We start from the raw sequence: 22,144 nt of genomic DNA on the forward strand, positions 1-22,144 counted from the left end.
TTTTGGGAAGTCATCGGGCCGGCGCGGATGGCGCCGGCACCAGGTCATTTACGGGAAAAATGCACCACCAGCTTGTCGCCGACGGTTTGCAGGATCTGTACGAGCACCAGCAGCAGGACCACGGTGACCACCATCACGTCGGTCTGGAAGCGCTGGTAGCCGAAGCGGATGGCCAGGTCGCCGAGGCCACCCGCGCCCACCACACCCGCCATGGCGGTGTAGGACACCAGCGTGATGGCGGTGACCGTGATGGCGGCGAAGATGCCCGGCCGCGCTTCCGGCAGCAGGGCGTTCCAGATGATCTGGCGCGTGGTGGCGCCCATGGCCTGGGTGGCTTCGAGAATGCCGCGGTCCACCTCGCGCAAGGCAGTTTCCACCAGGCGTGCGAAGAACGGCGTGGCACCCACCACCAGCGGTGGAATGGCACCGGCGACACCCAGGGAGGTGCCAGTGATGAACACGGTGAACGGGATCATCACGATCAGCAGGATGATGAAGGGCAGTGAGCGCAGCACGTTCACCAGAAGCGACAGCAGACCGTAGATGGTCTTCTGCTCGAACAGCTGGCGCGGGCCGGTAAGGAACAGCAGCACGCCCAGCGGCAGGCCCAGCAGCACGGTGAACAGCAGCGAGCCACCCAGCATCAGGAAGGTGTCGAGGGTGGCGAGCCAGATTTCGTACCAGTCGATATTGGCGAGCAAGGCTTCCATCAGCGCAGGATCTCCAGGTGCACGTCCGCCGCGCGGAAGCAGCCAAGCGCGGCGTCGATGTCGCCGCCGGTCAGGGCCAGGGTCAGTTGGCCGTAGGGGGTGTCCTTGATACGGTCGATGCGGCCGGCAAGGATGCTGTAGTCGACGCCGGTCTGGCGCGCGACGGTGCCCAGCAGCGGGGCGTAGGTAGCTTCGCCACGGAAGGTCAGGCGCAGGATGCGGCCGCTGACGTGGGTGAAGTCGTCACGCTGCTCGCCTTCGTCGACCTGCTCATCTTCCAGCACGAAGCGCTGGGTGGTGGTGTGCTGGGGATGCAGGAACACATCGGCTACCGTGCCCTGCTCGACGATCACGCCGCCGTCCATTACTGCCACGCGGTCGCACACCCGGCGGATCACATCCATCTCGTGGGTGATGAGGACGATGGTGAGCTTCAGTTCGCGGTTGATCTCGGCAAGCAGTTGCAGCACCGAGGCCGTGGTCTGCGGGTCGAGGGCACTGGTGGCCTCGTCGCAGAGCAGGATTTTCGGCTGCGTAGCCAGGGCACGGGCAATGCCCACGCGCTGCTTCTGGCCGCCAGAGAGTTGCGCCGGGTACTTGCGGGCGTGGTCACTGAGGCCCACGCGGGCCAGCAGTTCGGCGACGCGTCGATCGATCTCGGTGCGCGACAGCTCGCCTGCCAGCTTCAGGGGCAAGGCGACGTTCTCGGCGACGGTCTTGGACGACAGCAGGTTGAAGTGCTGGAAGATCATTCCGACGCGCTGGCGGAAGCGGCGCAGGCCTTCGCTGTCCAGGGCGGTAATGTCGTCGCCGTCGATGACGATGCGACCGCCGGTGGGCTCTTCAAGGCGGTTGATCAGGCGCAGCAGGGTGCTCTTGCCGGCACCCGAATGGCCGATCAGGCCGAATACTTCGCCGCTCTGAATGGCGAGGTCGGTCGGCTGCAGGGCCGGGATTTCGCGGCCTTCAACGCGGTACGCCTTGTGGACGTTATGGAATTCGATCACTGCGGAAACCTTGTGGGTTCGTCGTTAGCCGGATCGGCTAAAAACCGGCAAGTTTACCTGCTGGCACATAGGCACAGAAAATCTTTCTGGACCTAAGGCTATAGCAACGAGGAATAAGCGACAGGTGGACTTCGTGCAGTCTAGTCGCCGCCCGGCAGGGGCGTTCAGTGGCGGGGGCTGAGCACCAGGCGCGGGACCTGGTCGGGCTTCAGGGCCTGGCTGTACTGCGTCTTGAAACCAGGGTCGAGTTTCTTCACCCGTGCCGACAGCAGGGCGGCGACCCATGGATAGTCCTTGGCCTCGCGCACCTGAATCTGCACGGCGCAATCGTGAGCGACGATATCGGCGGCCACACCATCCAGCAGGCGACGCAGGTTCTCGTTGTCATCACGGTCGAGCTGGGGCATTTCCACCAGCGGCGTTAAGGCGCGCAGCGGTTTGGCGGCCTGGGCGACGGGTTTTTCACCCTCGGGGGCGTTGGGCAGTGTGGCGTTCGCCTGGATGGCGGCGGCTTGGCGCTCGGCGGCTTCGCGCAACTGGCGGGCCTGTTCCAGGCGCGCTGCGTTTTCCTTGGCAGCTGCGGCTTCGCTGGCGCGGCGGGCCTGCTCTGCGCGAGCTTCGGCGTCCTCACGGGCCTTGTCGATGGCTCCGTCCAGTCCAGTGGTCAGGGCCGGCGCCTGAGGCATCAGGCTGCGGGCATGGCTGAGGGCCTTGGCGGCGTTGTCCAGGTCGCCCTGTTGCAGGGCGGCCTGGCCACGCTTCAGCCAGGCATCGGCGAGCTGGCGCTGATACTGCTCCAGGCGGGTATCGCCAGCGGCGCTACGCTCGAGGTCCTCGAGACGGGCTTCTGCTTCGGTGAGCTTGCCTTCGGTAAGGTCACGGTCGAGGTGTTGAAAGCTGCTCACCAGTTCGTCCGTTGGCAATTCGGCCACTTGCTGGGCGGTCTGGCAGGCGGCCAGCAGCAGGGAAAAGGCGACAACAGGCAGGCAACGAGTAGCGAACTGCTTCATTCCGGCGGGTCTCTGATTGCTCAAAAAACGCGCGATTCTACACTGCGGCACTCTTCAGGACAAAAAGTAGGGGCAAATCGGCCGCGAGGATGGCATTTCTGGAGGCATCCCAGCGGTCCTGGATATGTCATCCAGGCTCCTGTTCGATGCGCAGCTGCTGCACTATGGCCAGTCATAACGACAAGAACGGCGAGGATTGCCATGTACCCTGCCCACGAGGAATTCGACTACCTCATCGTCGGCGCCGGCCCTGCCGGTTGCCTACTGGCCAACCGGCTCTCGGCGGACCCCAAGGTGCGCGTACTGCTGCTGGAGGCCGGTGGCCGGGATAACCATCCCTGGATCCACATTCCGGTTGGCTACCTCTATTGCATCGGCAACCCACGTACCGACTGGTGCTATCGCACCGAGGCCGAGCCCGGCCTGCATGGCCGCAGCCTGGGCTACCCGCGCGGGCGGGTGCTGGGCGGCAGTTCCTCGATCAACGGGATGATCTACATGCGCGGCCAGTCCGCCGACTACGATCGCTGGGAGGCGCTGGGCAATCCGGGATGGAGCTGGAAGGACGTGCTGCCCCTGTTCCTCAGGAGCGAAAGCCATTTCGGCGGGGCCAGTGAGTTTCATAGCGAAGCCGGCGAGTGGCGGGTCGAGCGCCAGCGCCTGTCCTGGGAAATCCTCGACGCCTTCCGGCTGGCTGCCGGCGAGTGCGGGATTGCGCCTGTCGAGGACTTCAACACCGGCGACAACCAGGGCTGCGGCTACTTCCAGGTGAACCAGCGCAGCGGTGTGCGCTGGAATGCCTCCAAGGGATTCCTGCGCCCGGTAATGCATCGGCCGAACTTGACCGTACGTACGGGCGTGGAGGTGGATCGACTACTGCTGGAGCGGGGGCGTGCAGTGGGTGTGGTTGGGCGCTGGGAAGGCCTGCAGCAGGAGTTCCGTGCGCGCCGCGAAGTGATCCTCTGTGCCGGTGCCGTAAGTACGCCCATGTTGCTGCAGCGCTCCGGGATAGGTCCCAGGCCCTTGCTGGAGCGGCTCGGTATTGGCGTGCGCCACGAACTGCCAGGTGTGGGCGGCAACTTGCAGGACCACCTTCAGCTGCGCCTGATCTTTAAGGTGTCCGGGGTGCCGACCCTCAACCAGTTGGCTGGCAATTGGTGGGGCAAGCTGGGCATGGGGCTGCAGTATCTCGCCAGTCGCAGCGGTCCGCTGGCCATGGCACCGAGTCAGCTGGGCGCCTTCGTACGTTCCGGTCCTGAGCAGACCCGGGCGAACCTCGAATATCACGTGCAGCCGCTGTCACTGGAGCGTTTCGGCGAACCGCTGCATCCCTTCCCGGCGTTCACTGCCTCGGTGTGCAACCTGCGCCCGCAGAGTCGCGGCCGGGTGGATATCCGCTCGGTCGATCACAAGGCGCCGCCGTTGATCCGGCCTAACTACCTGAGTGATGCCGAGGACTTGCGAGTCGCCGCTGATGCCATACGCCTCACCCGGCGTATCGCCGCCGCGCCCGCGCTGGCGCGCTATCGGCCGGAGGAATACCTGCCGGGCCCGGCGCTACAGAGCGAAGAGGAGCTGCATGAGGCGGCGGGGCAGATCGGCACCACCATCTTCCACCCGGTGGGCACCTGTCGCATGGGCCGTGGCCCGGAGGCTGTGGTGGACGCCGAGCTGAAGGTGCACGGCGTGCCGGGATTGCGAATTGCCGACGCCTCGGTGATGCCGGAAATCGTCTCCGGCAACACCTGCTCGCCGACCCTGATGATCGCGGAGAAGGCCGCGTCCCTGGTGCTCGCCGACCTCAGGCGCGTCGCGGCAGGGCAAAGCTGAAGAGGAACAGGCTGGCCGCGGAGACAACGATGGACGGGCCAGCCGGTGTGTCCTTGAACCAGGACAGCGCCAGGCCCGCACAGACCGCCACCAGGCCCAGCAGGCTGGCGCCCAGGGCCATCTGCTCGGGACTGCGGGCATGGCGCTGGGCGGCCGCGGCCGGAATGATCAGCAACGAAGTGATCAGCAGCACGCCGACGATCTTCATGGCGACGGCGATGACGATGGCGATCAGCAGCATCAGGGCGAGGCGGATGGCCGCAACGGGCAGGCCTTCTACCCGCGCCAATTCCTCGTGCACGGTGATCGCGAGCAGCGGCCGCCACATGGGGATCAGCACCAGCAGCACCAGCGCACTGCCGCCGAGAATCCAGGCGAGGTCCGTACGGCTTACCGCCAGCAAGTCGCCGAAGAGATAGCCCACCAGGTCGATGCGTACTTCGCTCATGAAACTCAGCACCACCAGGCCCAGGGACAGCGTGCTGTGGGCGAGGATGCCCAACAGGGTGTCCGAGGCCAGTGGCTGGCGTTGTTGCAGGGTTACCAGCAGCACGGCGAGCAGCACGCAGCCGACGGTCACCGCCAGGGTCGGGTTGACGTCCAGCATCAGGCCGAGGGCCACGCCGAGCAGTGCGGCGTGGGACAGGGTGTCGCCGAAGTAGGCCATGCGCCGCCAGACCACGAAGGAACCGAGCGGGCCGGCCACCAGGGCGAGGGCGAGGCCGGCGAGCAGCGCGTTGAGGAGGAAATCAGCCATGGTTGCAGTCGGGGCCGTGCTGGTGGACAGGAGTGAAACGGGTGCCGCTGGGGAAAGGTTGCTTCACCACTTCGCCATGCAGGTCGTGGGCATGGTCGTGGTGGTGGTGATAGACCGCGAGGCTCTTGGCATCCTGGCCGAACAGCTCGACGAAGGCCGGATCGAAGCTGACCTGTTCCGGATGGCCGGAGCAGCAGACATGGCGGTTCAGGCAGACCACCTGGTCGGTGGCGCTCATCACCAGGTGCAGGTCGTGGGAGACCATCAGCACGCCACAGCCATGTCGGTCGCGCAGACGGGTGATCAGGCGGTAAAGCTCGGCCTGGCCGGCGACATCGACGCCCTGCACCGGTTCGTCCAGCACCAGCAGCTCGGGCTCGCGCAGCAGGGCGCGGGCCAGCAGTACGCGCTGCAATTCGCCGCCGGAGATGTTCTGCAGCGGGCTGTCGATCACCTGGGCGGCACCCACTTCATCCAGCGCTGCGAGGGCGGCCTTGCGGTCGACACCCGGCACCAGGCGCAGGAAGCGCAGCACGGTGAGCGGCAGGGTCGCGTCCACCTGGAGCTTCTGCGGCATGTAGCCGATATGCAGGCGCGGCTTGCGCCAGACCTCGCCCTTGTCCGGCTTGAGCAGGCCGAGCACGGTGCGCACCAGGGTGGTCTTGCCGGCGCCGTTGGGGCCGATCAGGGTCACGATTTCCCCGGCCTTTACCGCGAGGTGCACATCCTGCAGTACCGGCAGGCCGGCGAAATCGACACCGATCTTGTCGAGGCGGATCAGGACGTCGCTCATGCAGCCACCTGGCAACTGGCACAGAGGCCGACGACTTCGACGGTCTGGCCTTCGACGACGAAGCCGACGGACTTGGCGCTGTCGACGATGGCCTGGCTGATGCTCGACTGCTCCAGCTCGATGGCGGTCTGGCAGTTGCGGCAAATGAGGAACTGACCCTGGTGGGACTCGCCCGGATGGTTGCAGCCGACGAACGCGTTGAGCGAGGCAATGCGGTGTACCAGGCCGTTGTCCAGGAGGAAATCCAGGGCGCGGTAAACGGTGGGCGGCGCCGCGCGGCGACCGTCTTCTTCCGTCAGCACGCCAAGGATGTCGTAAGCGCCCAGCGGCTTGTGGCTCTGCCAGACCAGCTCCAGTACGCGCTTGCGCAGCGCAGTCAGGCGCAGGCCATGGCGACTGCAGATGGCGTCGGCCTCGGCCAGGGCGTTGGACACGCAATGGGAATGGTCGTGGGGGCGACAGGCCAGGGGGGCTTTTGCGCTGATCGGCTTGAGCATGGCGGCGGCGACGTCTGGTGAAAGAGACGTTATTCTATAACTCTTTTACCGCCGAGTCTGTGCCGTGTTCCGTCTATTCGTCCCCCTGTTCCTCAGTGCCTGTGCCCTGTCGGCGCAGGCCGATGTGCGCCTGCTGACCAGCATCAAGCCGCTGCAATTGATCGCCGCTGCCGTACAGGATGGCGCTGGCCAGCCTGACGTGCTGCTGCCTCCGGGCGCTTCGCCGCACCAGTACGCCTTGCGCCCGTCCGACGTGCGCCGGGTACGCGAGGCGGACCTGTTCTACTGGATCGGCCCCGATCTGGAAGGTTTCTTGCCCCGCGTGCTGCAAGGTCGTGACAAGCCCAGCGTGGCGCTGCAGGGTGAGCCGGGCCTGACGCTGCGCCATTTCGAAGCGCTGCACGATGAGCACGAAGACGAGCACGATGAACACGAGCACGATCATGACCATCGCCCTGGCTCTATCGACGCGCACCTGTGGCTGCTGCCGGCCAACGCAAGGGTGATCGCCGCACGCATGGCCGCTGACCTCGCCAGCGCCGACCCGGCCAACGCCGCTCGTTACCAGGCCAACCTGAAGGCCTTCGAAGACCGTCTGGACCAGCTCGACGCCCGCATGAAGACGCGCATGGCCAAGGTCGCCGGAAAGCCGTTCTTCGTCTTCCATGAAGCTTTCGACTACTTCGAGAGCGCCTACGGCCTGCGCCATGCGGGTGTGTTCAGCGTCGCCAGTGAAGTGCAGCCCGGCGCCCGACACGTCGCCGCCATGCGCGAGCGGCTGCAGAAGGCTGGTCCGAGCTGCGTATTCAATGAACCGCCAGTGCGACCACGTCTCGCCGATACCCTGACCGCCGGCCTGCAAGTGCGCCTGGCTGAGCTGGACGCCTTGGGCATGAGTGCGCCGGTGGCCGCCAACGGCTACGAGACCTTGCTGCAGAATCTGGGCGATGGCCTGGCGGGTTGCCTGGAAGCACTTTGAGTCGTTCTCCCCTCTCCCTCTAAGAGAGGGGGGCGGCCGATCGTGTCCGGCCCGCCTCCGATCATTGGACCTCGCCTCGCTCGGCCCAGCGTGGCCCGCACCAACCTGCGATGGGTTGGAGCCGCCTGCTAATGTGAGAGAGGGGCCGCGGGCCGCGTTGATGTGAATCAGCGGCCGGCATTCGTGGTCGACTAGTCTGGACTCTTCATTGCAGGAGGGCAGCGGATGGCCAGGACGGGAACGCCCAAACAGGTCCAGGGCAATCATGGCATCGCCTTGCAGGCGGCGTCGGAAGAAATCTGGGATAGCAAGTACCGTCTGAAGCACAAGGACGGTACCCCCATCGATCTCACACCGGACGCCACCTGGCAGCGTGTGGCTCGCGCCTTGTCCGAGGTGGAGGCCGATGTTGCAGCGCGCGAGCACTGGTACGAGCGCTTCCTCTGGGCCCTGCGCAATGGCGCCATCCCCGCCGGACGGATCATCTCCAATGCCGGTGCCCAGGACTTCAAGCCCGCCACGTCCACTATCAATTGCACCGTTTCCGGCACCATCCTCGACTCCATGGACGACATTCTCGGCAAGGTCCATGAAGCCGGGCTGACGCTCAAGGCCGGCTGCGGCATCGGCTACGAATTCAGCACCTTGCGCCCGCGAGGCGCCTACGTATCCGGCGCCGGCGCGCAAACCAGCGGGCCCCTGTCCTTCATGGATATCTACGACAAGATGTGCTTCACCGTGAGCTCCGCTGGCGGCCGCCGGGGAGCGCAGATGGGCACCTTCGATGTCTGCCATCCCGATGTGCGCGAATTCATCCGCGTCAAGCGCGAGGACGGCCGCCTGCGCCAGTTCAACCTCAGCCTGCTGGTCAGCGATGCCTTCATGCATGCGGTGGAGAATGACACCGAGTGGCCGCTGCTCTATCCGGTGCACCCGAAGGAACGGGATGAACTGGACTTTGGCGATCCTACCCAGGTGATCTGGCGTGACTGGCCGGTGCACGACGGCTACATCGTCCGCGAGGATGGCCTGGTGGCTTGCAAGGTCTACGGTCGCGTCCAGGCCCGGCACCTGTGGGACATGATCATGGTGTCCACCTACGATTTCGCCGAGCCGGGCTTCATCCTCATCGACCGGGTCAACGAGCTGAACAACAACTGGTGGTGCGAGGCGATTCGCGCGACCAACCCCTGCGGCGAGCAGCCGCTTCCTCCCTACGGCTCGTGCCTGCTGGGCTCGATCAACCTCACGGCCTTCGTTGAGGAGCCCTTCACCGGCGAGGCGCATTTCGATTGGGAGCGCTTCCGCGCGGTCGTGCGGGTGTTCACCCGGATGCTCGACAACGTGGTGGAAGTCAACGGCCTGCCGCTACCGCGCCAGCGCGAGGAAATCCTCGGCAAGCGCCGCCACGGCATGGGATTCCTGGGGCTCGGCTCAGCACTTGCGCTGCTGGGGTTGCGCTACGGCAGTACAGAGGCCTGTGTATTCACCGAAGAGGTGGCGCGGGAAATGGCATTGGCCGGCTGGCAGGTGGCACTGGAACTGGCGCGGGAGAAGGGCCCGGCCCCGATTCTGATGCAGGACTACGAGGTTACCGCCGCCATGCTGCGCAAGCGCCCGGAAATGGTGGACGATGGCTACAAGGTCGGCGACCGGGTACCTGGCCGCATCCTCCATGCCCGCTACTCCCGCTATATGCAGCGCATCGCCGAACATGCGCCGGAGCTGGTCGCCGAGCTGGCCGAAGTAGGGGCTCGCTTCACCCATCACAGCTCCATCGCCCCCACCGGGACCATCAGCCTGAGCCTGGCGAACAACGCATCCAATGGCATCGAGCCGAGCTACGCTCACCAGTATTCGCGCAACCTGATCCGCCCCGGGCGCAAGACCAAGGAGAAGGTCGACGTCTGCAGTTACGAGCTGCTGGCGTACCGCGCGCTGGTCAACACCCAGGCACGTCCGGACACCGAACATCCGGCGCAACGCTTGCCGGACTATTTCGTCAGTGCTGACGACATCAGCCCTGCGGAGCACGTGGACATGCAGGCGGCCGCGCAGAAATGGATCGACTCCTCCATCTCAAAGACGGCCAACGTGCCCACTGACTTCCCCTTCGAGGACTTCAAGGACATCTACCTCCAGGCTTGGCGCCAGGGACTCAAGGGTTGCACGACATTCCGCTTCAACCCGGCGGCCTTCCAGGGCGTGCTGGTGAAGGATTCGGACCTGGAGAGGACCGTCTACCGCTTCGAACTGGAAGACGGCACGCTGGTGGAGCTGCGCGGCAACGAGGAGGTGGAATACGACGGTGAGCTGCACACCGCCGCGAACCTCTTCGACGCCTTGAAGGAAGGCTATTACGGCAGGTATTGAATGCTCGGAGGCCGTCATGACCATCAAGATCGAGAAGAAGATCAAGGGTTTCAGCCTGGTCGATCTGGACCAGGAAAAGGCGCGCAAGGCTGCCGAGGAAGCGGCCGCCGTGGTGCAGATGGACGAGACGCTGCAGCGGCCGGAGACCCTGGTAGGCGCCACCTACAAGATCAAGTCGCCGCTGTTCGAGCACGCGCTCTACGTGACGATCAATGACATCGTGCTCAACCCGGGCACCGCTTTCGAGCAGCGTCGACCCTTCGAGATCTTCATCAACTCCAAAGGCATGGAGCACTTCCAGTGGATCGTCGCCCTCACCCGCATCATGTCGGCGGTGTTTCGCAAGGGGGGCGACTGCACCTTCCTGGTGGAAGAGCTGAAAGCTGTATTTGATCCGCGCGGCGGTTACCTCAAGCGCGGCGGCGTCTATATGCCGTCACTGGTGGCTGAGATCGGCGCTGTGCTGGAGCGCCATCTGGTGGCCATCGGCCTGATGGAAGGCCAGAAGCTGGACGAGGAACACAAGCTCTATCTCGCCGAGAAGCGCGCCGCCTACGAAGCCAGCCTGGGCACATCCAAGGCCGAACCCGGAGAGGGTTTTCCGCCCGGCGCCCAGCTCTGCGGCAAGTGCAACACCCAGGCAGTGGTGCAGATGGACGGCTGTGCAACCTGCCTCAATTGCGGCCATTCCAAGTGCGGGTGAGCCGAAACCTTGTGGGGGCGAATTCATTCGCCCCTACGAAAAGCGGATCCATCCTGACTTCAGAGCGCAAACGGCAGCGGAAGCTCGACCTTCTGGCGCTGCGCCAGTCGCATCTGAAACACATTGGGATCGTGGATCAGCACGTCCTGCCCGGCGAAGGCATTGGCAGCGATCAGACGCGACAGCCAGAAGCGTACGCAAGCGATGCGCAGGGCCGTTGGCCAGAGTTCGGCCTCGGCGGCGGTGAAGGGGCGCAATGTGGCATAGGCGCCCAGCAAGGCGCGGGCAAGCGACTTGTCGAGGCGGCCATCGGCATCAGAGCACCAATCGTTCAGGCAGATGGCCAGGTCGTAGAGCATCGGCCCGGAGCAGGCGTTGTAGAAGTCGATCACCCCGGACAGGTGGGTGCCATCGAACAACGCGTTGTCCTTGAACAGGTCGGCATGCAGGTTGGCGCGCGGCAGGGCGAGGAAACGCTCCTTCACCTCACCGATTTCCCGCAGTGCATCACGCATCAGCGGCAGGGCCGTGTCGTCCAGTTGCAGGGCCAGCGCCGGACCTTCATTGAGCATCCAGTCCAGGCCGCGATCGCTCTTGCGTTCCAGCACGCGCTCGCGCGTTGCCAGGTGCAGGCGCGCCAGCAGGGCGCCAACTTCCGCGCAATGGTGGGCATTGGGTAGGTGCACATGCTTGCCCGGCAGGCGCGGCTGCAGCAGCGCTGGCTTGCCGGCGAGTTCGCGCAGGGCTTTTCCATCCGCGGTGCGCAGGGCGAAAGGAACCGGCAGGTCCGCTTCGTGGAGCACATCGAGCAGCTCGATGAAGAACGGTAAATCGTGGCTGGGGCCGCGCTCCACCAGGGTCAGTACGAATTCACCCCGCTCCAGACTGACGAAGAAGTTGCTGTTCTCGGAGCCTTCGGCGATGCCTTGGAAATCCTTCAGCCGGCCAAGCCCGTAAGGGGCGAGGAAAGCTTCCAGTTCCGGACGTTCGAGCGGAGTGAATACGGACATTGGACTACCTTGTTACGGGGTTGCGTGCGCTACCAGCTGAAGATTTCCCACGCGGGGATGAGCATGTCTGGGTTGTCCGAGCGGACATAGTTGCTTTCGCCATCGGCGCGGACCAGGAAGTAGGGCTTGCCGTTCTTCGGGGTCACCTTGATGGCGTACAGGAAACCGTTGACGCGGTATTCCTGGATGGTCTTGTCGCCTTCCTGGCGGATGGTGACGTCCGGCTCGGCGGATGGCTCGTCGGCGGCGAACGTGGCGACTGGAGCGATGGCCAGCAGGCTGGCCAGTAAAAGGCGGTTCAGTGCGCGCATGGTAACCTTGTTCCTTCTCGTCAATGATCGGTCCATTCTACTTCGGGTCCGGTGAATAAAGGTTGAATTCACGCATGAGCCAAGCCCCCCTCGTCCTGGTGGACGGATCCTCCTACCTGTACCGCGCCTTCCATGCCCTGCCGCCGCTGACAACCTCCGCCGGCTTGCCAACGGGTGCGGTAAAAGGCGTGCTGAACATGCTCAAGAGCCTGCGTCGGCAGTATCCGGACAGCCCCTTTGCGGTGGTCTTCGACGCCAAGGGCGGGACCTTCCGCGATGAGATGTTCGCCCAGTACAAGGCCAATCGCCCCTCGATGCCGGACGAACTGCGGGTGCAGGTAGAACCTCTGCACGCCAGCGTGCGCGCCCTCGGCCTGCCGCTGCTCTGCGTGGAAGGCGTGGAAGCCGATGATGTGATCGGCACCCTGGCCCGACAGAGCGCGGCCGGTGGTCGGCCGGTGGTGATCTCCACGGGCGACAAGGACATGGCGCAGCTGGTCGACGGGCACATTACGCTGGTCAACACCATGACCGGTAGCACGCTGGACATTGATGGCGTGAAGGAGAAATTCGGTGTCGGTCCTGAACTCATCATCGATTACCTGGCGCTGATGGGCGACAAGGTCGACAACATTCCGGGAGTGCCCGGTGTCGGCGAGAAGACTGCCCTCGGCCTGCTCACCGGCGTGGGTGGCGGCCTCGATATGCTGTACGCCAGCCTGGACAAGGTCCCGGAACTGCCGATCCGTGGTGCCAAGGGCCTGCCGGCCAAGCTCGAAGAGCATAAGGACATGGCTTACCTGTCCTACAAGCTCGCCACTATCAAGTGCGACGTCGAACTGAACGTCGAAATCGATGCGCTGCATCCTGGCGAACCAGACCGTGATGCCCTGGCCGAGCTCTATCGCACCCTGGAATTCAAAACCTGGCTCGATGACCTGCAGCGCCAGGCGGCCAAGTCCGGCGGAGAACAACTGGCGCTGGAAGAAGCACCGGTTGCCGAGGCCGAGAAGCGCTATGAGGTTGTGCTGGAACAACCTCGGCTCGATGCCTGGATGAAGAAACTCGAGGCCGCCCCGCTGTTCGCCTTCGACACCGAGACCACCAGCCTCGACGCCCAGCAGGCGCAGGTAGTGGGCGTGTCCTTCGCCGTCGAAGCCGGTGAGGCGGCTTACGTTCCGCTTGCCCACAGCTATATGGGTGTGCCGGCGCAGCTCGATCGTGATTCCGTGCTCAAGGCCCTCAAGCCGCTGCTGGAAGATCCGCACAAAGCCAAGGTCGGCCAACACGCCAAATACGACATGAACGTCCTGGCCAATGCCTCCACCCCGATCGCCGTGCAGGGGATCGCCTTCGACACCATGCTCGAGTCTTACGTGCTGGACTCCACCGCCACCCGCCACGACATGGACAGTCTCGCCCTCAAGTACCTGGGCCAGAGCACCATCCGATTCGAGGACATTGCCGGCAAGGGCGCCAAGCAGCTGACCTTCGACCAGATCGCTCTTGAACAGGCCGGCCCCTATGCGGCCGAGGATGCCGACGTCACCCTGCGACTGCACCAGACCCTCTGGCAGAAGCTGGAGGCCATCCCGTCCCTGGCCAAGGTGCTGAAGGAAATCGAGATGCCGCTGGTGCCGGTGCTGGCGCGAATCGAGCGCAATGGTGCCTATGTCGACGGCAAGCTGCTGGGCCAGCAGAGCCTGGAACTGGGCGAGAAGATGGTGGGACTGGAGCGTCAGGCCTATGAGCTTGCCGGACAGGAGTTCAACCTCGGTTCGCCCAAGCAGCTAGGCGCCATCCTCTATGAAAAACTCGGCCTGCCGGTTCTGGCCAAGACGGCTACCGGTCAGCCTTCCACTGCCGAGAACGTGCTCGCCGACCTTGCCGAGCAGGACTACGAGCTGCCCAAGGTGATCATGCAGTACCGTTCGCTGAGCAAGCTCAAGAGCACCTACACCGACAAGCTGCCGCAGCAGATCAACCCGCGTACTGGGCGCATCCACACTTCCTACCACCAGGCGGTGGCGGCTACCGGTCGCCTGTCATCCACTGACCCGAACCTGCAGAACATCCCGATTCGTACCGCCGAAGGGCGGCGCATCCGTCAGGCCTTCGTCGCGCCCAAGGGCTACAAGCTGCTGGCGGCGGATTATTCGCAGATCGAACTGCGCATCATGGCCCACCTGGCCAAGGACGAAGGCCTGCTGGACGCCTTCCGCCATGATCGCGACGTGCACCGTGCCACCGCATCGGAGGTGTTCGGCGTAGCGCTGGAGGAAGTCAGCAACAACCAGCGACGCAGTGCCAAGGCGATCAACTTCGGCCTGATCTACGGCATGAGCGCCTTCGGCCTGGCCAAACAGATCGGCGTCGAGCGCAAGGAGGCCCAGGCTTACATTGACCGTTACTTCGCCCGCTATCCCGGCGTGCTGGCCTATATGGAGCGCACCCGCGAGCAGGCCGCGCAGCAGGGCTTCGTCGAGACGTTGTTCGGTCGTCGCCTTTACTTGCCGGAAATCCACTCCAAGAACCAGGCCATGCGCAAGGGCGCTGAGCGCACTGCGATCAACGCGCCGATGCAGGGCACCGCAGCTGACATCATGAAGCGTGCGATGGTCGCGGTGGACGATTGGCTGCAGGAAAGTGGTCTGGACGCTCGCGTCATCCTGCAGGTTCACGACGAACTGGTCCTGGAAGTGCGCGAGGAGCTGGTCGCGCAGGTAAGCGAGCAGATTCGTTCGCTCATGAGCGGTGCCGCCGAGCTGGATGTGCCGCTGGTAGTGGAAGTGGGCGTGGGCGACAACTGGGACGAGGCGCACTGAGTGCGCCTTCAGGGCGGGCATCTGTATCAGCAGAGAAACAGATTCTTATTCCCTGATCGAATAAAAAGTTTCTTTTGATAGCAAACTGTTTTGAAATCCAGTCTGAACTTTCTGCAAGGCGGGGGAGTCACACACATGAATGGCTGGTGAAGCCTTTCGATGCTCCTTTTGCTGTGTTTAGTGTTGGCAGATATCTGAACCCCGCCCTAGCGGTTCAGACTTAGACCCCGAACTTCCCCCTCCCCATACGAAGTCCGGGGTTTTTTTTGCCCGGAATTCAGGCTTCGGTCTCGTCATCCTGCAGATCCAGCTGCAGCCAGTGCGCAAGCACCGCATGGGCTTCCTCGATGCCCTGGCGCTTGGGCGCGGAGAACAGCTGGATGCTGACACCCTCGCCCCAACCCTTGCGGATTTCCTGGCGAACCTTCAGCAGGGCATTTTTCGCGGCACCGAAAGCCAGCTTGTCGGCCTTGGTCAGCAGGATGTGCATGGGCATGTTGCCCGCGCTCGACCAGTCCAGCATCAGGCGGTCGAAGTCGGTCAGCGGGTGGCGGATGTCCATCAGCAGGACCAGCCCGGCGAGGCTTTCGCGGCTGCTGAGATAGGCCTCCAGGTGATGCTGCCAGTGCTGCTTGAGCGGGATCGGCACCTTGGCGTAGCCGTAGCCTGGCAGGTCCACCAGGCGACGTTCTTCGTCCAGGGAGAAGAAATTCAGCAACTGGGTGCGCCCCGGAGTTTTCGAGGTGCGCGCCAGACTGGCATGGGTAAGGGTGTTCAGCGCGCTGGACTTTCCGGCGTTGGAACGCCCGGCAAAAGCCACCTCCAGTCCGGTGTCCGATGGGCACTGGTCGACCTTGGCAGCACTGATGAGAAAACGGGCCTGTTGGCACAGGCCGAGGATCGGGTTCTTCGATGACATTAGGAATCCAGGGGTGCGACGCGGTGTCGCATAGGGCGGTTTCGTTTCCGTTTATGCATCGCCAGTATATAATGCCGCAGATTTAGTGTGCGCTTTATCCCCCAGGGTCTGGTGTCCACGGCATGACCGACGCACGACAGAATGCGCGGCGAAGCCCCCCGATGAGGTTGATCATGAAGAAAGTACTGCTCGCTGCTAGCCTTGCGGCGCTGTCCTTCGTCGCGCAAGCGGCCCAGGATCCTGAAGCGGTTTTCAACCGGGCCTGCGGCGCCTGTCATACTGGTCAGCTGCCGATGGCGCCGAAGAAGGGCGACAAGGCTGCCTGGGAACCGCGCCTGGCCAAGGGCATGGACACTCTGGTACAGAGCGTCACCAACGGTTTGAACGCCATGCCGCCGAAAGGTCTGTGCATGGATTGCAGTGCCGAGGACTACAAGGCCGTCATCCAGTGGATGAGCCAATAAAGTAGCCCGGTGCATAACACCTTTACCCTTTAGCCGTAGTTGGATTAGCTGATGAACAAAGTAATCGTGAGTCTGCTGTTGACCTTGGGCATCACCGGCATGGCCCACGCCGCTGGCGACGCCAAGGCTGGTCAGGCCAAGGCCGCAGTTTGTGGCGCCTGCCATGGTCCGGACGGCAACAGCGCCGCCCCGAATTTCCCGAAACTGGCTGGTCAGGGCGAACGCTACCTGCTCAAGCAGATGAAGGACATCAAGGCCGGTAACCGTACCGTGCTGGAAATGACCGGCCTGCTGAACAACCTCAGCGATCAGGATCTGGCTGACATCGCCGCCTACTTCTCTAGTCAGAAGGGCAGCGTCGGCGCAGCCGATCCGAAAGTCGTGGCACGCGGCGAAGCGCTCTTCCGCGGCGGCAAACTGGAACAGGGCATGCCCGCTTGCACGGGTTGCCACGCTCCCGATGGTTCCGGTAACGCGGCAGCCGGCTTCCCGCACCTGGGTGGCCAGCATGCCCAGTACGTGGCCAAGCAGCTGACTGATTTCCGCGAAGGCAACCGCACCAACGATGGCGACAGCATGATCATGCGTGGCATCGCCGCCAAGCTGAGCAACAAGGACATCGAAGCGGTATCCAGCTACATCCAGGGCCTGCACTGAGACCCGTTGTCTGGAATGTGAAAGAGGGTGGCTTAGGCCACCCTTTTTCATTCTTCGGCCCGCTACAATGGCCGGAACCCGCTGTGTCGCCGCAGGTCGAAACATGGCCTTCGCGGCCCTATTACCCCTCAAGGAGTGAAGCATGCGTAACCTGATTCTTTCCGCCGTTCTTGCCGGCGCAAGCCTGCTGGGCATGAGCGCCGTCCAGGCTGAGGACATCGAAGCCGGCAAGCAGTATGTCGAGCTGAGCAGCCCGGTTCCGGTGTCGGTTCCCGGCAAGATCGAAGTGGTGGAGCTGTTCTGGTATGGCTGCCCGCACTGCTACCAGTTCGAACCGACCCTCAATCCCTGGGCCGAGAAACTGCCGGAAGACGTCAACTTCGTCCGCATTCCTGCCATGTTCGGCGGCCTTTGGAATGTCCACGGCCAGCTGTTCATCACCCTCGAAAGCATGAAAGTCGAGCATCAGGTCCACAAAGCCGTGTTCGATGCCATCCACAAGGAAGGCAAGAAACTCGCGACCCCCGAGGAAATGGCTGAATTCCTCGCTGGTCAGGGCGTGGACAAGGACGCCTTCCTCAAGGCCTACAACTCCTTTGCGGTGAAGGGCCAGATGGAGAAAGCCAAGAAGTTGGCCATGGCCTACCAGATCACCGGCGTACCGACCCTGGTGGTCAACGGCAAGTACCGCTTCGATATCAGCTCCTCGGGTGGCCCGGAGCAGACCCTCAAGGTCGCCGAGCACCTGATCGAGAAGGAGCGCGCCGCGAAGTAAGCGGCGCATTCGCCCGATGCTTCGACGCTGGGTGGGTGAGCGGGAGGCAGGCCCGTGCGATGCACGGGTCAACCCCCACTGCGACAGGGGCGGGTTGCCTGCCGACGGCCGCTTGCGCCTGCTCAGCTTCAACATCCAGGTCGGCATCAGCACCGAGCGTTACCGCCATTACCTGACCCGCGGCTGGCAGCATCTGTTGCCGCACACAGGCCGCGCTGGAAACCTCCAGCGCATTGGCGACCTGCTTGGCGACTACGATCTGGTCGCGCTGCAGGAGGTCGACGGCGGCAGCATCCGCTCCGGCTACATCAATCAGGTCGAGCACCTCGCCCAGCTCGGCGCCTTCCCGTACTGGTATCAACAGCTCAACCGCAATCTCGGGCGCATCGCCCAGCACAGCAACGGCCTGCTCAGCCGTCTGCAGCCCAGTCTCCTGGAAGACCACCCCCTGCCCGGCCCGCCCGGCCGCGGTGCGATCCTGCTGCGCTTCGGTTCAGGCAAGAATGCACTCGCCGTGGTGATGATGCACCTGTCGCTCGGCGCCCGTACCCGTACCCGCCAACTGGCCTATATCCGCGAGCGGGTAAGTGGCTTTCGCCACCTGGTGTTGATGGGCGACATGAACACCCATGCCAACGACCTGCTGGAGCATTCGCCCCTGCGCGATCTCGGCTTGCTGGCGCCGCAGGTCGAGGCGACTTTCCCCAGCTGGCGGCCACAACGCTGTCTCGACCATATCCTGCTCAGCTCCAGCCTGACCCTGGAGCGAGTGGCGGTGCTCAGCCAACCCATATCCGACCATCTGCCCGTGGCGGTGGACATTCGCCTGCCGGTTGAGCTGCAGGCCGACCTGCCCCTTGCCCTCAGCTAACCCTTGCGCGGAACCCTTGCATGAGCGACGACGCCCAGCGTTGGAAAGCCAAATACCTGGAAAGCCTTGAACAGCAGGAGAAGCTCGAGAAGCGCTGGGACGCTCGCCTCGACCTGCTGCGTCGTGGCCTGGTGCGCAGCTCCTTGGCGGCCGAGGGTTCAGACAAGGCGGTTGACCAGTGCATGCAGGAGTTGCGGGAAATCATCCGCAGTGAGCAGATGGACGCCGGTCTTTCGGCGCTGATCCCGCGTCTTGAGAAGGCGGTGCTGGACTCCGAGCAGCGTCGCCAGCAACGCGTGGAACAGAACGTCAGCGCCCTCTCGGGGATCGCCAGTCGCCTGCTCTCGCTCGATTTGCCGCGCGAAGTGCGCAAGGGGATCAAGCAGTTCGCCAGACGCATCGATGAGCGTGCGCGCCAACCCCGTGAGCTGCCGGCGCTGCTGGCCGAACTCGGTGTGCTACAGGGGCAGGCGCTTGAAGTGCTGTCCAGTGACGACGCGTCAGTTGCCAAGCCTGGTCTGCTGCAACGGCTTTTCGGCAGCAACCGAGAGGAGGCGTCAGCTGATCCGACTCCGGCGGCAGCAACAGGGGCGGAAGTCGCGAAACCCGAAGCGTATCGACGCGCAGAGCCAGCGCAGGCCGCCCAGAAATTGAGCTCGCCCGAGCCTGTTCCAGCCTCTCAGGAATCGGCGAAGTCGATTGACCCTGTGGCCACCCTGCCGGCCAACGCCCTTGTTGAACCTGAGCACGCAATCGTCGACGCCGCCCCCGTGCGCAGCAACGCTCTGGACAGCTTGCCGCTTTCCGCTTCCATTCTGACCGGCGACGGCAACCCCGAGTACGCTCTGCCCGGCCTGCCGGAGCCGGGCTACAGCGCTATCGCCCCCCATGTGGCGGACAGCCTGCGCTCACTATTGGACGAGCTGGACCTTCCCGAGCACCACCAGCCGCAGGCAGCGGCCCTGCGCCAACGCCTGGAAGGGGGGCTGAACTGGTACGAACTGGTGCCCGTGCTGGATGACTTCGCAGTGCTGGTGCTGGCAGTGACCGACAGCGGACACCGCGAATTCGCCGGTTACCTCAAACAGCTGAACCAGCGCCTGGTGCTGTTCCTCGAGCACCTGAGCGCGGCACATGAGGGTTATTCCGAGTCGCTGGACAGTGCCCGCGCCCTGGACGACCAGCTGCGCGAACAGGTCAGCGGCTTGCAGGCCAGCGTGCAGGACGCTACCGACCTCAACCACCTCAAGGAGAGCCTGGAACAGCGCCTGGACGGTCTGCTCGATACCATGAACCGCTATCAGCAGCAGCGCTCGGCCCGCGAGCACGAAGTCGGTGAGCGACTGCAGGTGCTGATGACGCGGGTGGCGACCATGGAAGAAGAAGCCAAGACCTTCCAGAACAACCTCGAGGTCCAGCGCCAGAAGGCCCTGCGGGACCCGCTCACTGGCCTACCCAACCGTGCGGCCTGGAACGAGCGACTGGAAATCGAACTGGCCCGGCAGCAGCGCTACGGTGGCGACCTGTTGCTGGCGGTAATCGACATCGACCATTTCAAGCGCATCAACGATGGCTTTGGCCACCTGGCCGGCGACAAGGTACTGAAGATTATTGCCGGCGAACTCCACCGGCGACTGCGCAAGACCGACTTCATCGCACGTTTCGGCGGTGAGGAGTTCGCCGTCCTGTTGCCTGCGACTCCGGTGGAAGGCGGCGCGCAATTGATGGAATGCCTGCGACTGGCCATCGAAGCCTGCCCGTTCCACTTCAAGGGGGAGCGGGTTTCCATCACCCTCTCGGGCGGCCTGACACCGCTGATTGCCGGTGAGCCGAGCGACATCGCGTTTCAGCGAGCGGACGAGGCGCTCTACCGGGCCAAGCACCAGGGGCGCAACCGCATCGAGCTGGCCCTGCCGAAACCTTCGGCTGGGCGCAGCGAGCCCGACCCCCAAGGCCTCCCGCAACCAGGCTGAACCTGTCAGGCGGCACTGGAGATATAAGGTTTCCAATTGTCCGGAATGTGCTCCAGGCGCGGGTAATCCAGCCCGGCGAACTGCAGCTCGCTGAGCATGAATGGAGTGTGGCGCTGCTCGATCGGCAGGCCGCGCAGTTCCGGTAGCCAGAGACTGACGTAGGAGGCGTCCGGGTCGTATTGCCGGGCCTGGCGCAGCGCATTGAAGGCCCGCGCGCGACGCGGGTCGCTGGCCACCCCGGCGAGGTAGGCCCAGTTGCCCCAGTTGCTTGCCGGGTCGTAGTCCAGCAGGTGCTCCTCGAACCATGCCGCGCCATAGCGCCAATCCTGCTGCAAGTCGTTGACCAGGTAAGCTGCCACCACCTGGCGGCCACGACTGGACATCCAGCCTGTCATCATCAGCTCGCGCATGTTGGCGTCCACCAGCGGCATACCGGTACGGCCGTTGCACCAACGCAGGTAGCGCTCGTCGAGATTGTTCGGCGCCCGCGCGGTGGCTTTCAGACCATCCGAGCGGAACAGGGCGCCACCAAAGCGCAGCAGGGTCCAGCGGAAGAACTCGCGCCAGAGCAACTCCATCCACAGCTGCTGGGTCGACTCACTGCGGCCATGCTGTGCCTCCAGACGATGTAGCTCCGCGGCGACCCGGCGTGGTGACAGGCTGCCGTTGGCCAGCCAGGGCGACAGCTTGGACGAGTACTCGCTGCCGATCATGCCGTTGCGGGTTTCCTGGTACTGGTGCAAGCCCCGGGATTCCCAGAGATAGTCGCGCAGCCGAGCCTGGGCGGCAGGCTCGCCGCCGGCGAAAGGGAACGCGGTGGCCGGTGTGCCCAGGGGCTCGCCCAGGCCCAGGCGGGACAGCGTTGGCAGGGGCACCATCAGGCTCAGCGCGCCGCTGGGCAATGGTGGCAGCGTGGGAGGAGCAGGACGCGGCTGGAAGACGTAGAGGCGCTCATCCATCAGGTCGCGGAACTGGTTGAAGACTGAAGGCAGTTCGATCAGCGGGCGGGGCAGTTCTTCTTCACGCAACAGGTTGTTACCCGGCATCTCGACGAGGGGCACGCCCAAGGCATGACGCACACGGCGTACCTCATCGAGCTCGTAGGGCGCTATTTCACCCAGGGTCAGTACCTCCTCCAGGCCCAGGTGCTCAACCAGGGTGGGTATCACCAGCTCCGCGTGGCCCTGTACCACCAGAAGCCGTGAGCCGTGCTGGCGCAGGCCGGAGTCCAGGGCCGCCAGGCTTTCCAGGAGGAAGCGCGCCCGATGCACACCCAGACGACGCGGCCCCAACGGAGAAGGACCGAGCAGCGCGGGGTCGAAGACGTACAGGGGCAGCAAGCGGTCAGCCTGGAGCGCGATCTGGAGCGCCGGGTGGTCATCGAGCCTGAGATCCTGCTTGAACCAGAGCAGCGCGCGGCGCATGGCGGTCTTCCTCGGCGGGGATTTCCCTTACCTACAACATTACCTGTGGCGGCCGTTTCCACGTCGCCGTTCATCCCAGTCTGTAGGCCCCATGTCCGATTAGCACAGTGGCAACAGGCTATAATCCGCGCCCTTTTTCTTCCGGGAGTACGAGTCCGGGGAAGATTTCGCAACAGGTTCGCCACCCGGCGCCCGAGACTGCGCGCAGACGCCAGCGCAACCGGCCATTACACTTCTGCCCATTGGTTTGAGGGGA

At 64.1% G+C, this 22,144-nt stretch carries 20 protein-coding genes; 10 read left to right on the forward strand and 10 right to left on the reverse strand.

The features are described 5' to 3' along the window. Positions 1 to 44: 44 nt before the first annotated feature. From SA496_RS26255 to SA496_RS26265, 3 genes are all read right to left on the reverse strand, one after another. Positions 45 to 710 (reverse strand): methionine ABC transporter permease, encoded by a 666-nt coding sequence (locus tag SA496_RS26255; protein WP_120653775.1) that lies wholly within the window; start codon positions 708 to 710, stop codon positions 45 to 47. Continuing rightward, positions 710 to 1,717, reverse strand: a complete 1,008-nt coding sequence (locus SA496_RS26260) for a methionine ABC transporter ATP-binding protein (RefSeq protein WP_280359817.1) — start codon at positions 1,715 to 1,717, stop codon at positions 710 to 712. The genes SA496_RS26255 and SA496_RS26260 overlap by 1 nt, the downstream gene beginning before the upstream one ends. A 164-nt stretch (positions 1,718 to 1,881) precedes the next feature. After that, positions 1,882 to 2,727 (reverse strand): PA5502 family lipoprotein, encoded by an 846-nt coding sequence (locus SA496_RS26265; RefSeq protein ID WP_153919366.1) that lies wholly within the window; start codon positions 2,725 to 2,727, stop codon positions 1,882 to 1,884. Positions 2,728 to 2,928: 201 nt separating this feature from the next. Between SA496_RS26265 and SA496_RS26270 the strand changes: the two genes are divergently transcribed. Continuing rightward, positions 2,929 to 4,557, forward strand: coding sequence for a GMC family oxidoreductase (locus SA496_RS26270; protein WP_330114707.1), 1,629 nt, complete (start codon positions 2,929 to 2,931; stop codon positions 4,555 to 4,557). On the opposite strand, the gene znuB is transcribed toward SA496_RS26270, so the two are convergent. From znuB to SA496_RS26285, 3 genes are read right to left on the reverse strand one after another with little or no spacing between them, the layout of a single operon-like run. Continuing rightward, positions 4,529 to 5,314: a zinc ABC transporter permease subunit ZnuB gene (gene znuB, locus SA496_RS26275; protein WP_330114708.1), complete on the reverse strand. Its 786-nt coding sequence runs from the start codon at positions 5,312 to 5,314 to the stop codon at positions 4,529 to 4,531. The genes SA496_RS26270 and znuB overlap by 29 nt on opposite strands. Continuing rightward, positions 5,307 to 6,107, reverse strand: coding sequence for a zinc ABC transporter ATP-binding protein ZnuC (znuC, locus tag SA496_RS26280; RefSeq protein WP_120653770.1), 801 nt, complete (start codon positions 6,105 to 6,107; stop codon positions 5,307 to 5,309). Before znuC ends, znuB begins: the two co-directional genes overlap by 8 nt. Next, positions 6,104 to 6,604, reverse strand: coding sequence for a Fur family transcriptional regulator (locus SA496_RS26285; protein ID WP_120653769.1), 501 nt, complete (start codon positions 6,602 to 6,604; stop codon positions 6,104 to 6,106). Before SA496_RS26285 ends, znuC begins: the two co-directional genes overlap by 4 nt. A 64-nt stretch (positions 6,605 to 6,668) precedes the next feature. Here SA496_RS26285 and SA496_RS26290 point away from each other — a divergent pair, with 64 nt between their 5' ends. From SA496_RS26290 to SA496_RS26300, 3 genes are all read left to right on the forward strand, one after another. Then, the gene (locus SA496_RS26290) at positions 6,669 to 7,583 is read left to right on the forward strand and encodes a zinc ABC transporter substrate-binding protein (protein ID WP_120653768.1); all 915 of its coding nucleotides are present in this window, start codon (positions 6,669 to 6,671) and stop codon (positions 7,581 to 7,583) included. Between the two features lie 225 nt (positions 7,584 to 7,808). Continuing rightward, the gene (locus tag SA496_RS26295; RefSeq protein WP_330114709.1) at positions 7,809 to 9,956 is read left to right on the forward strand and encodes an adenosylcobalamin-dependent ribonucleoside-diphosphate reductase; all 2,148 of its coding nucleotides are present in this window, start codon (positions 7,809 to 7,811) and stop codon (positions 9,954 to 9,956) included. Positions 9,957 to 9,972: 16 nt separating this feature from the next. Further along, positions 9,973 to 10,659 (forward strand): TSCPD domain-containing protein, encoded by a 687-nt coding sequence (locus SA496_RS26300; protein WP_077527573.1) that lies wholly within the window; start codon positions 9,973 to 9,975, stop codon positions 10,657 to 10,659. Between the two features lie 59 nt (positions 10,660 to 10,718). Here SA496_RS26300 and SA496_RS26305 read toward each other — a convergent pair whose 3' ends face one another. Both SA496_RS26305 and SA496_RS26310 read right to left on the reverse strand, forming a co-directional pair. Then, positions 10,719 to 11,669: a homoserine kinase gene (locus tag SA496_RS26305; protein ID WP_120653766.1), complete on the reverse strand. Its 951-nt coding sequence runs from the start codon at positions 11,667 to 11,669 to the stop codon at positions 10,719 to 10,721. 29 nt (positions 11,670 to 11,698) lie between these two features. Beyond that, positions 11,699 to 11,980, reverse strand: a complete 282-nt coding sequence (locus SA496_RS26310; protein WP_069081419.1) for a DUF2782 domain-containing protein — start codon at positions 11,978 to 11,980, stop codon at positions 11,699 to 11,701. A 74-nt stretch (positions 11,981 to 12,054) separates the two neighbouring features. Here SA496_RS26310 and polA point away from each other — a divergent pair, with 74 nt between their 5' ends. Beyond that, positions 12,055 to 14,805, forward strand: coding sequence for a DNA polymerase I (gene polA, locus SA496_RS26315; RefSeq protein ID WP_153919376.1), 2,751 nt, complete (start codon positions 12,055 to 12,057; stop codon positions 14,803 to 14,805). 277 nt (positions 14,806 to 15,082) lie between these two features. Here the strand turns inward: polA and yihA are convergent, their stop codons facing one another. Continuing rightward, positions 15,083 to 15,724: a ribosome biogenesis GTP-binding protein YihA/YsxC gene (gene yihA / locus SA496_RS26320; protein ID WP_120653764.1), complete on the reverse strand. Its 642-nt coding sequence runs from the start codon at positions 15,722 to 15,724 to the stop codon at positions 15,083 to 15,085. A gap of 173 nt (positions 15,725 to 15,897) precedes the next feature. On the opposite strand from yihA, the gene SA496_RS26325 reads away from it, so the two are divergent. From SA496_RS26325 to SA496_RS26345, 5 genes are all read left to right on the forward strand, one after another. Next, positions 15,898 to 16,188 carry a c-type cytochrome gene (locus SA496_RS26325; RefSeq protein WP_077527577.1) on the forward strand — a complete coding sequence of 97 codons (291 nt, stop codon included), beginning with the start codon at positions 15,898 to 15,900 and terminating at the stop codon, positions 16,186 to 16,188. Positions 16,189 to 16,239: 51 nt separating this feature from the next. Further along, positions 16,240 to 16,845, forward strand: coding sequence for a c-type cytochrome (locus tag SA496_RS26330; RefSeq protein ID WP_120653763.1), 606 nt, complete (start codon positions 16,240 to 16,242; stop codon positions 16,843 to 16,845). Between the two features lie 142 nt (positions 16,846 to 16,987). Beyond that, entirely contained in the window at positions 16,988 to 17,620 is a 633-nt protein-coding gene (locus tag SA496_RS26335; protein ID WP_120653762.1) for a thiol:disulfide interchange protein DsbA/DsbL, read from the forward strand. A gap of 16 nt (positions 17,621 to 17,636) precedes the next feature. After that, positions 17,637 to 18,491: an endonuclease/exonuclease/phosphatase family protein gene (locus SA496_RS26340; RefSeq protein ID WP_120653761.1), complete on the forward strand. Its 855-nt coding sequence runs from the start codon at positions 17,637 to 17,639 to the stop codon at positions 18,489 to 18,491. Between the two features lie 20 nt (positions 18,492 to 18,511). Then, on the forward strand, positions 18,512 to 20,464 hold the full coding sequence (locus SA496_RS26345) for a diguanylate cyclase (RefSeq protein ID WP_330114710.1): 1,953 nt from the start codon (positions 18,512 to 18,514) through the stop codon (positions 20,462 to 20,464). Between the two features lie 5 nt (positions 20,465 to 20,469). On the opposite strand, the gene SA496_RS26350 is transcribed toward SA496_RS26345, so the two are convergent. After that, a complete protein-coding gene (locus SA496_RS26350) occupies positions 20,470 to 21,888 on the reverse strand; it encodes a DASH family cryptochrome (protein WP_330114711.1) in 1,419 nt (472 codons plus the stop codon). Positions 21,889 to 22,144 lie beyond the last annotated feature (256 nt).

The organism is Pseudomonas sp. JS3066 (genome assembly GCF_036328175.1).
Lineage (GTDB): Bacteria > Pseudomonadota > Gammaproteobacteria > Pseudomonadales > Pseudomonadaceae > Metapseudomonas.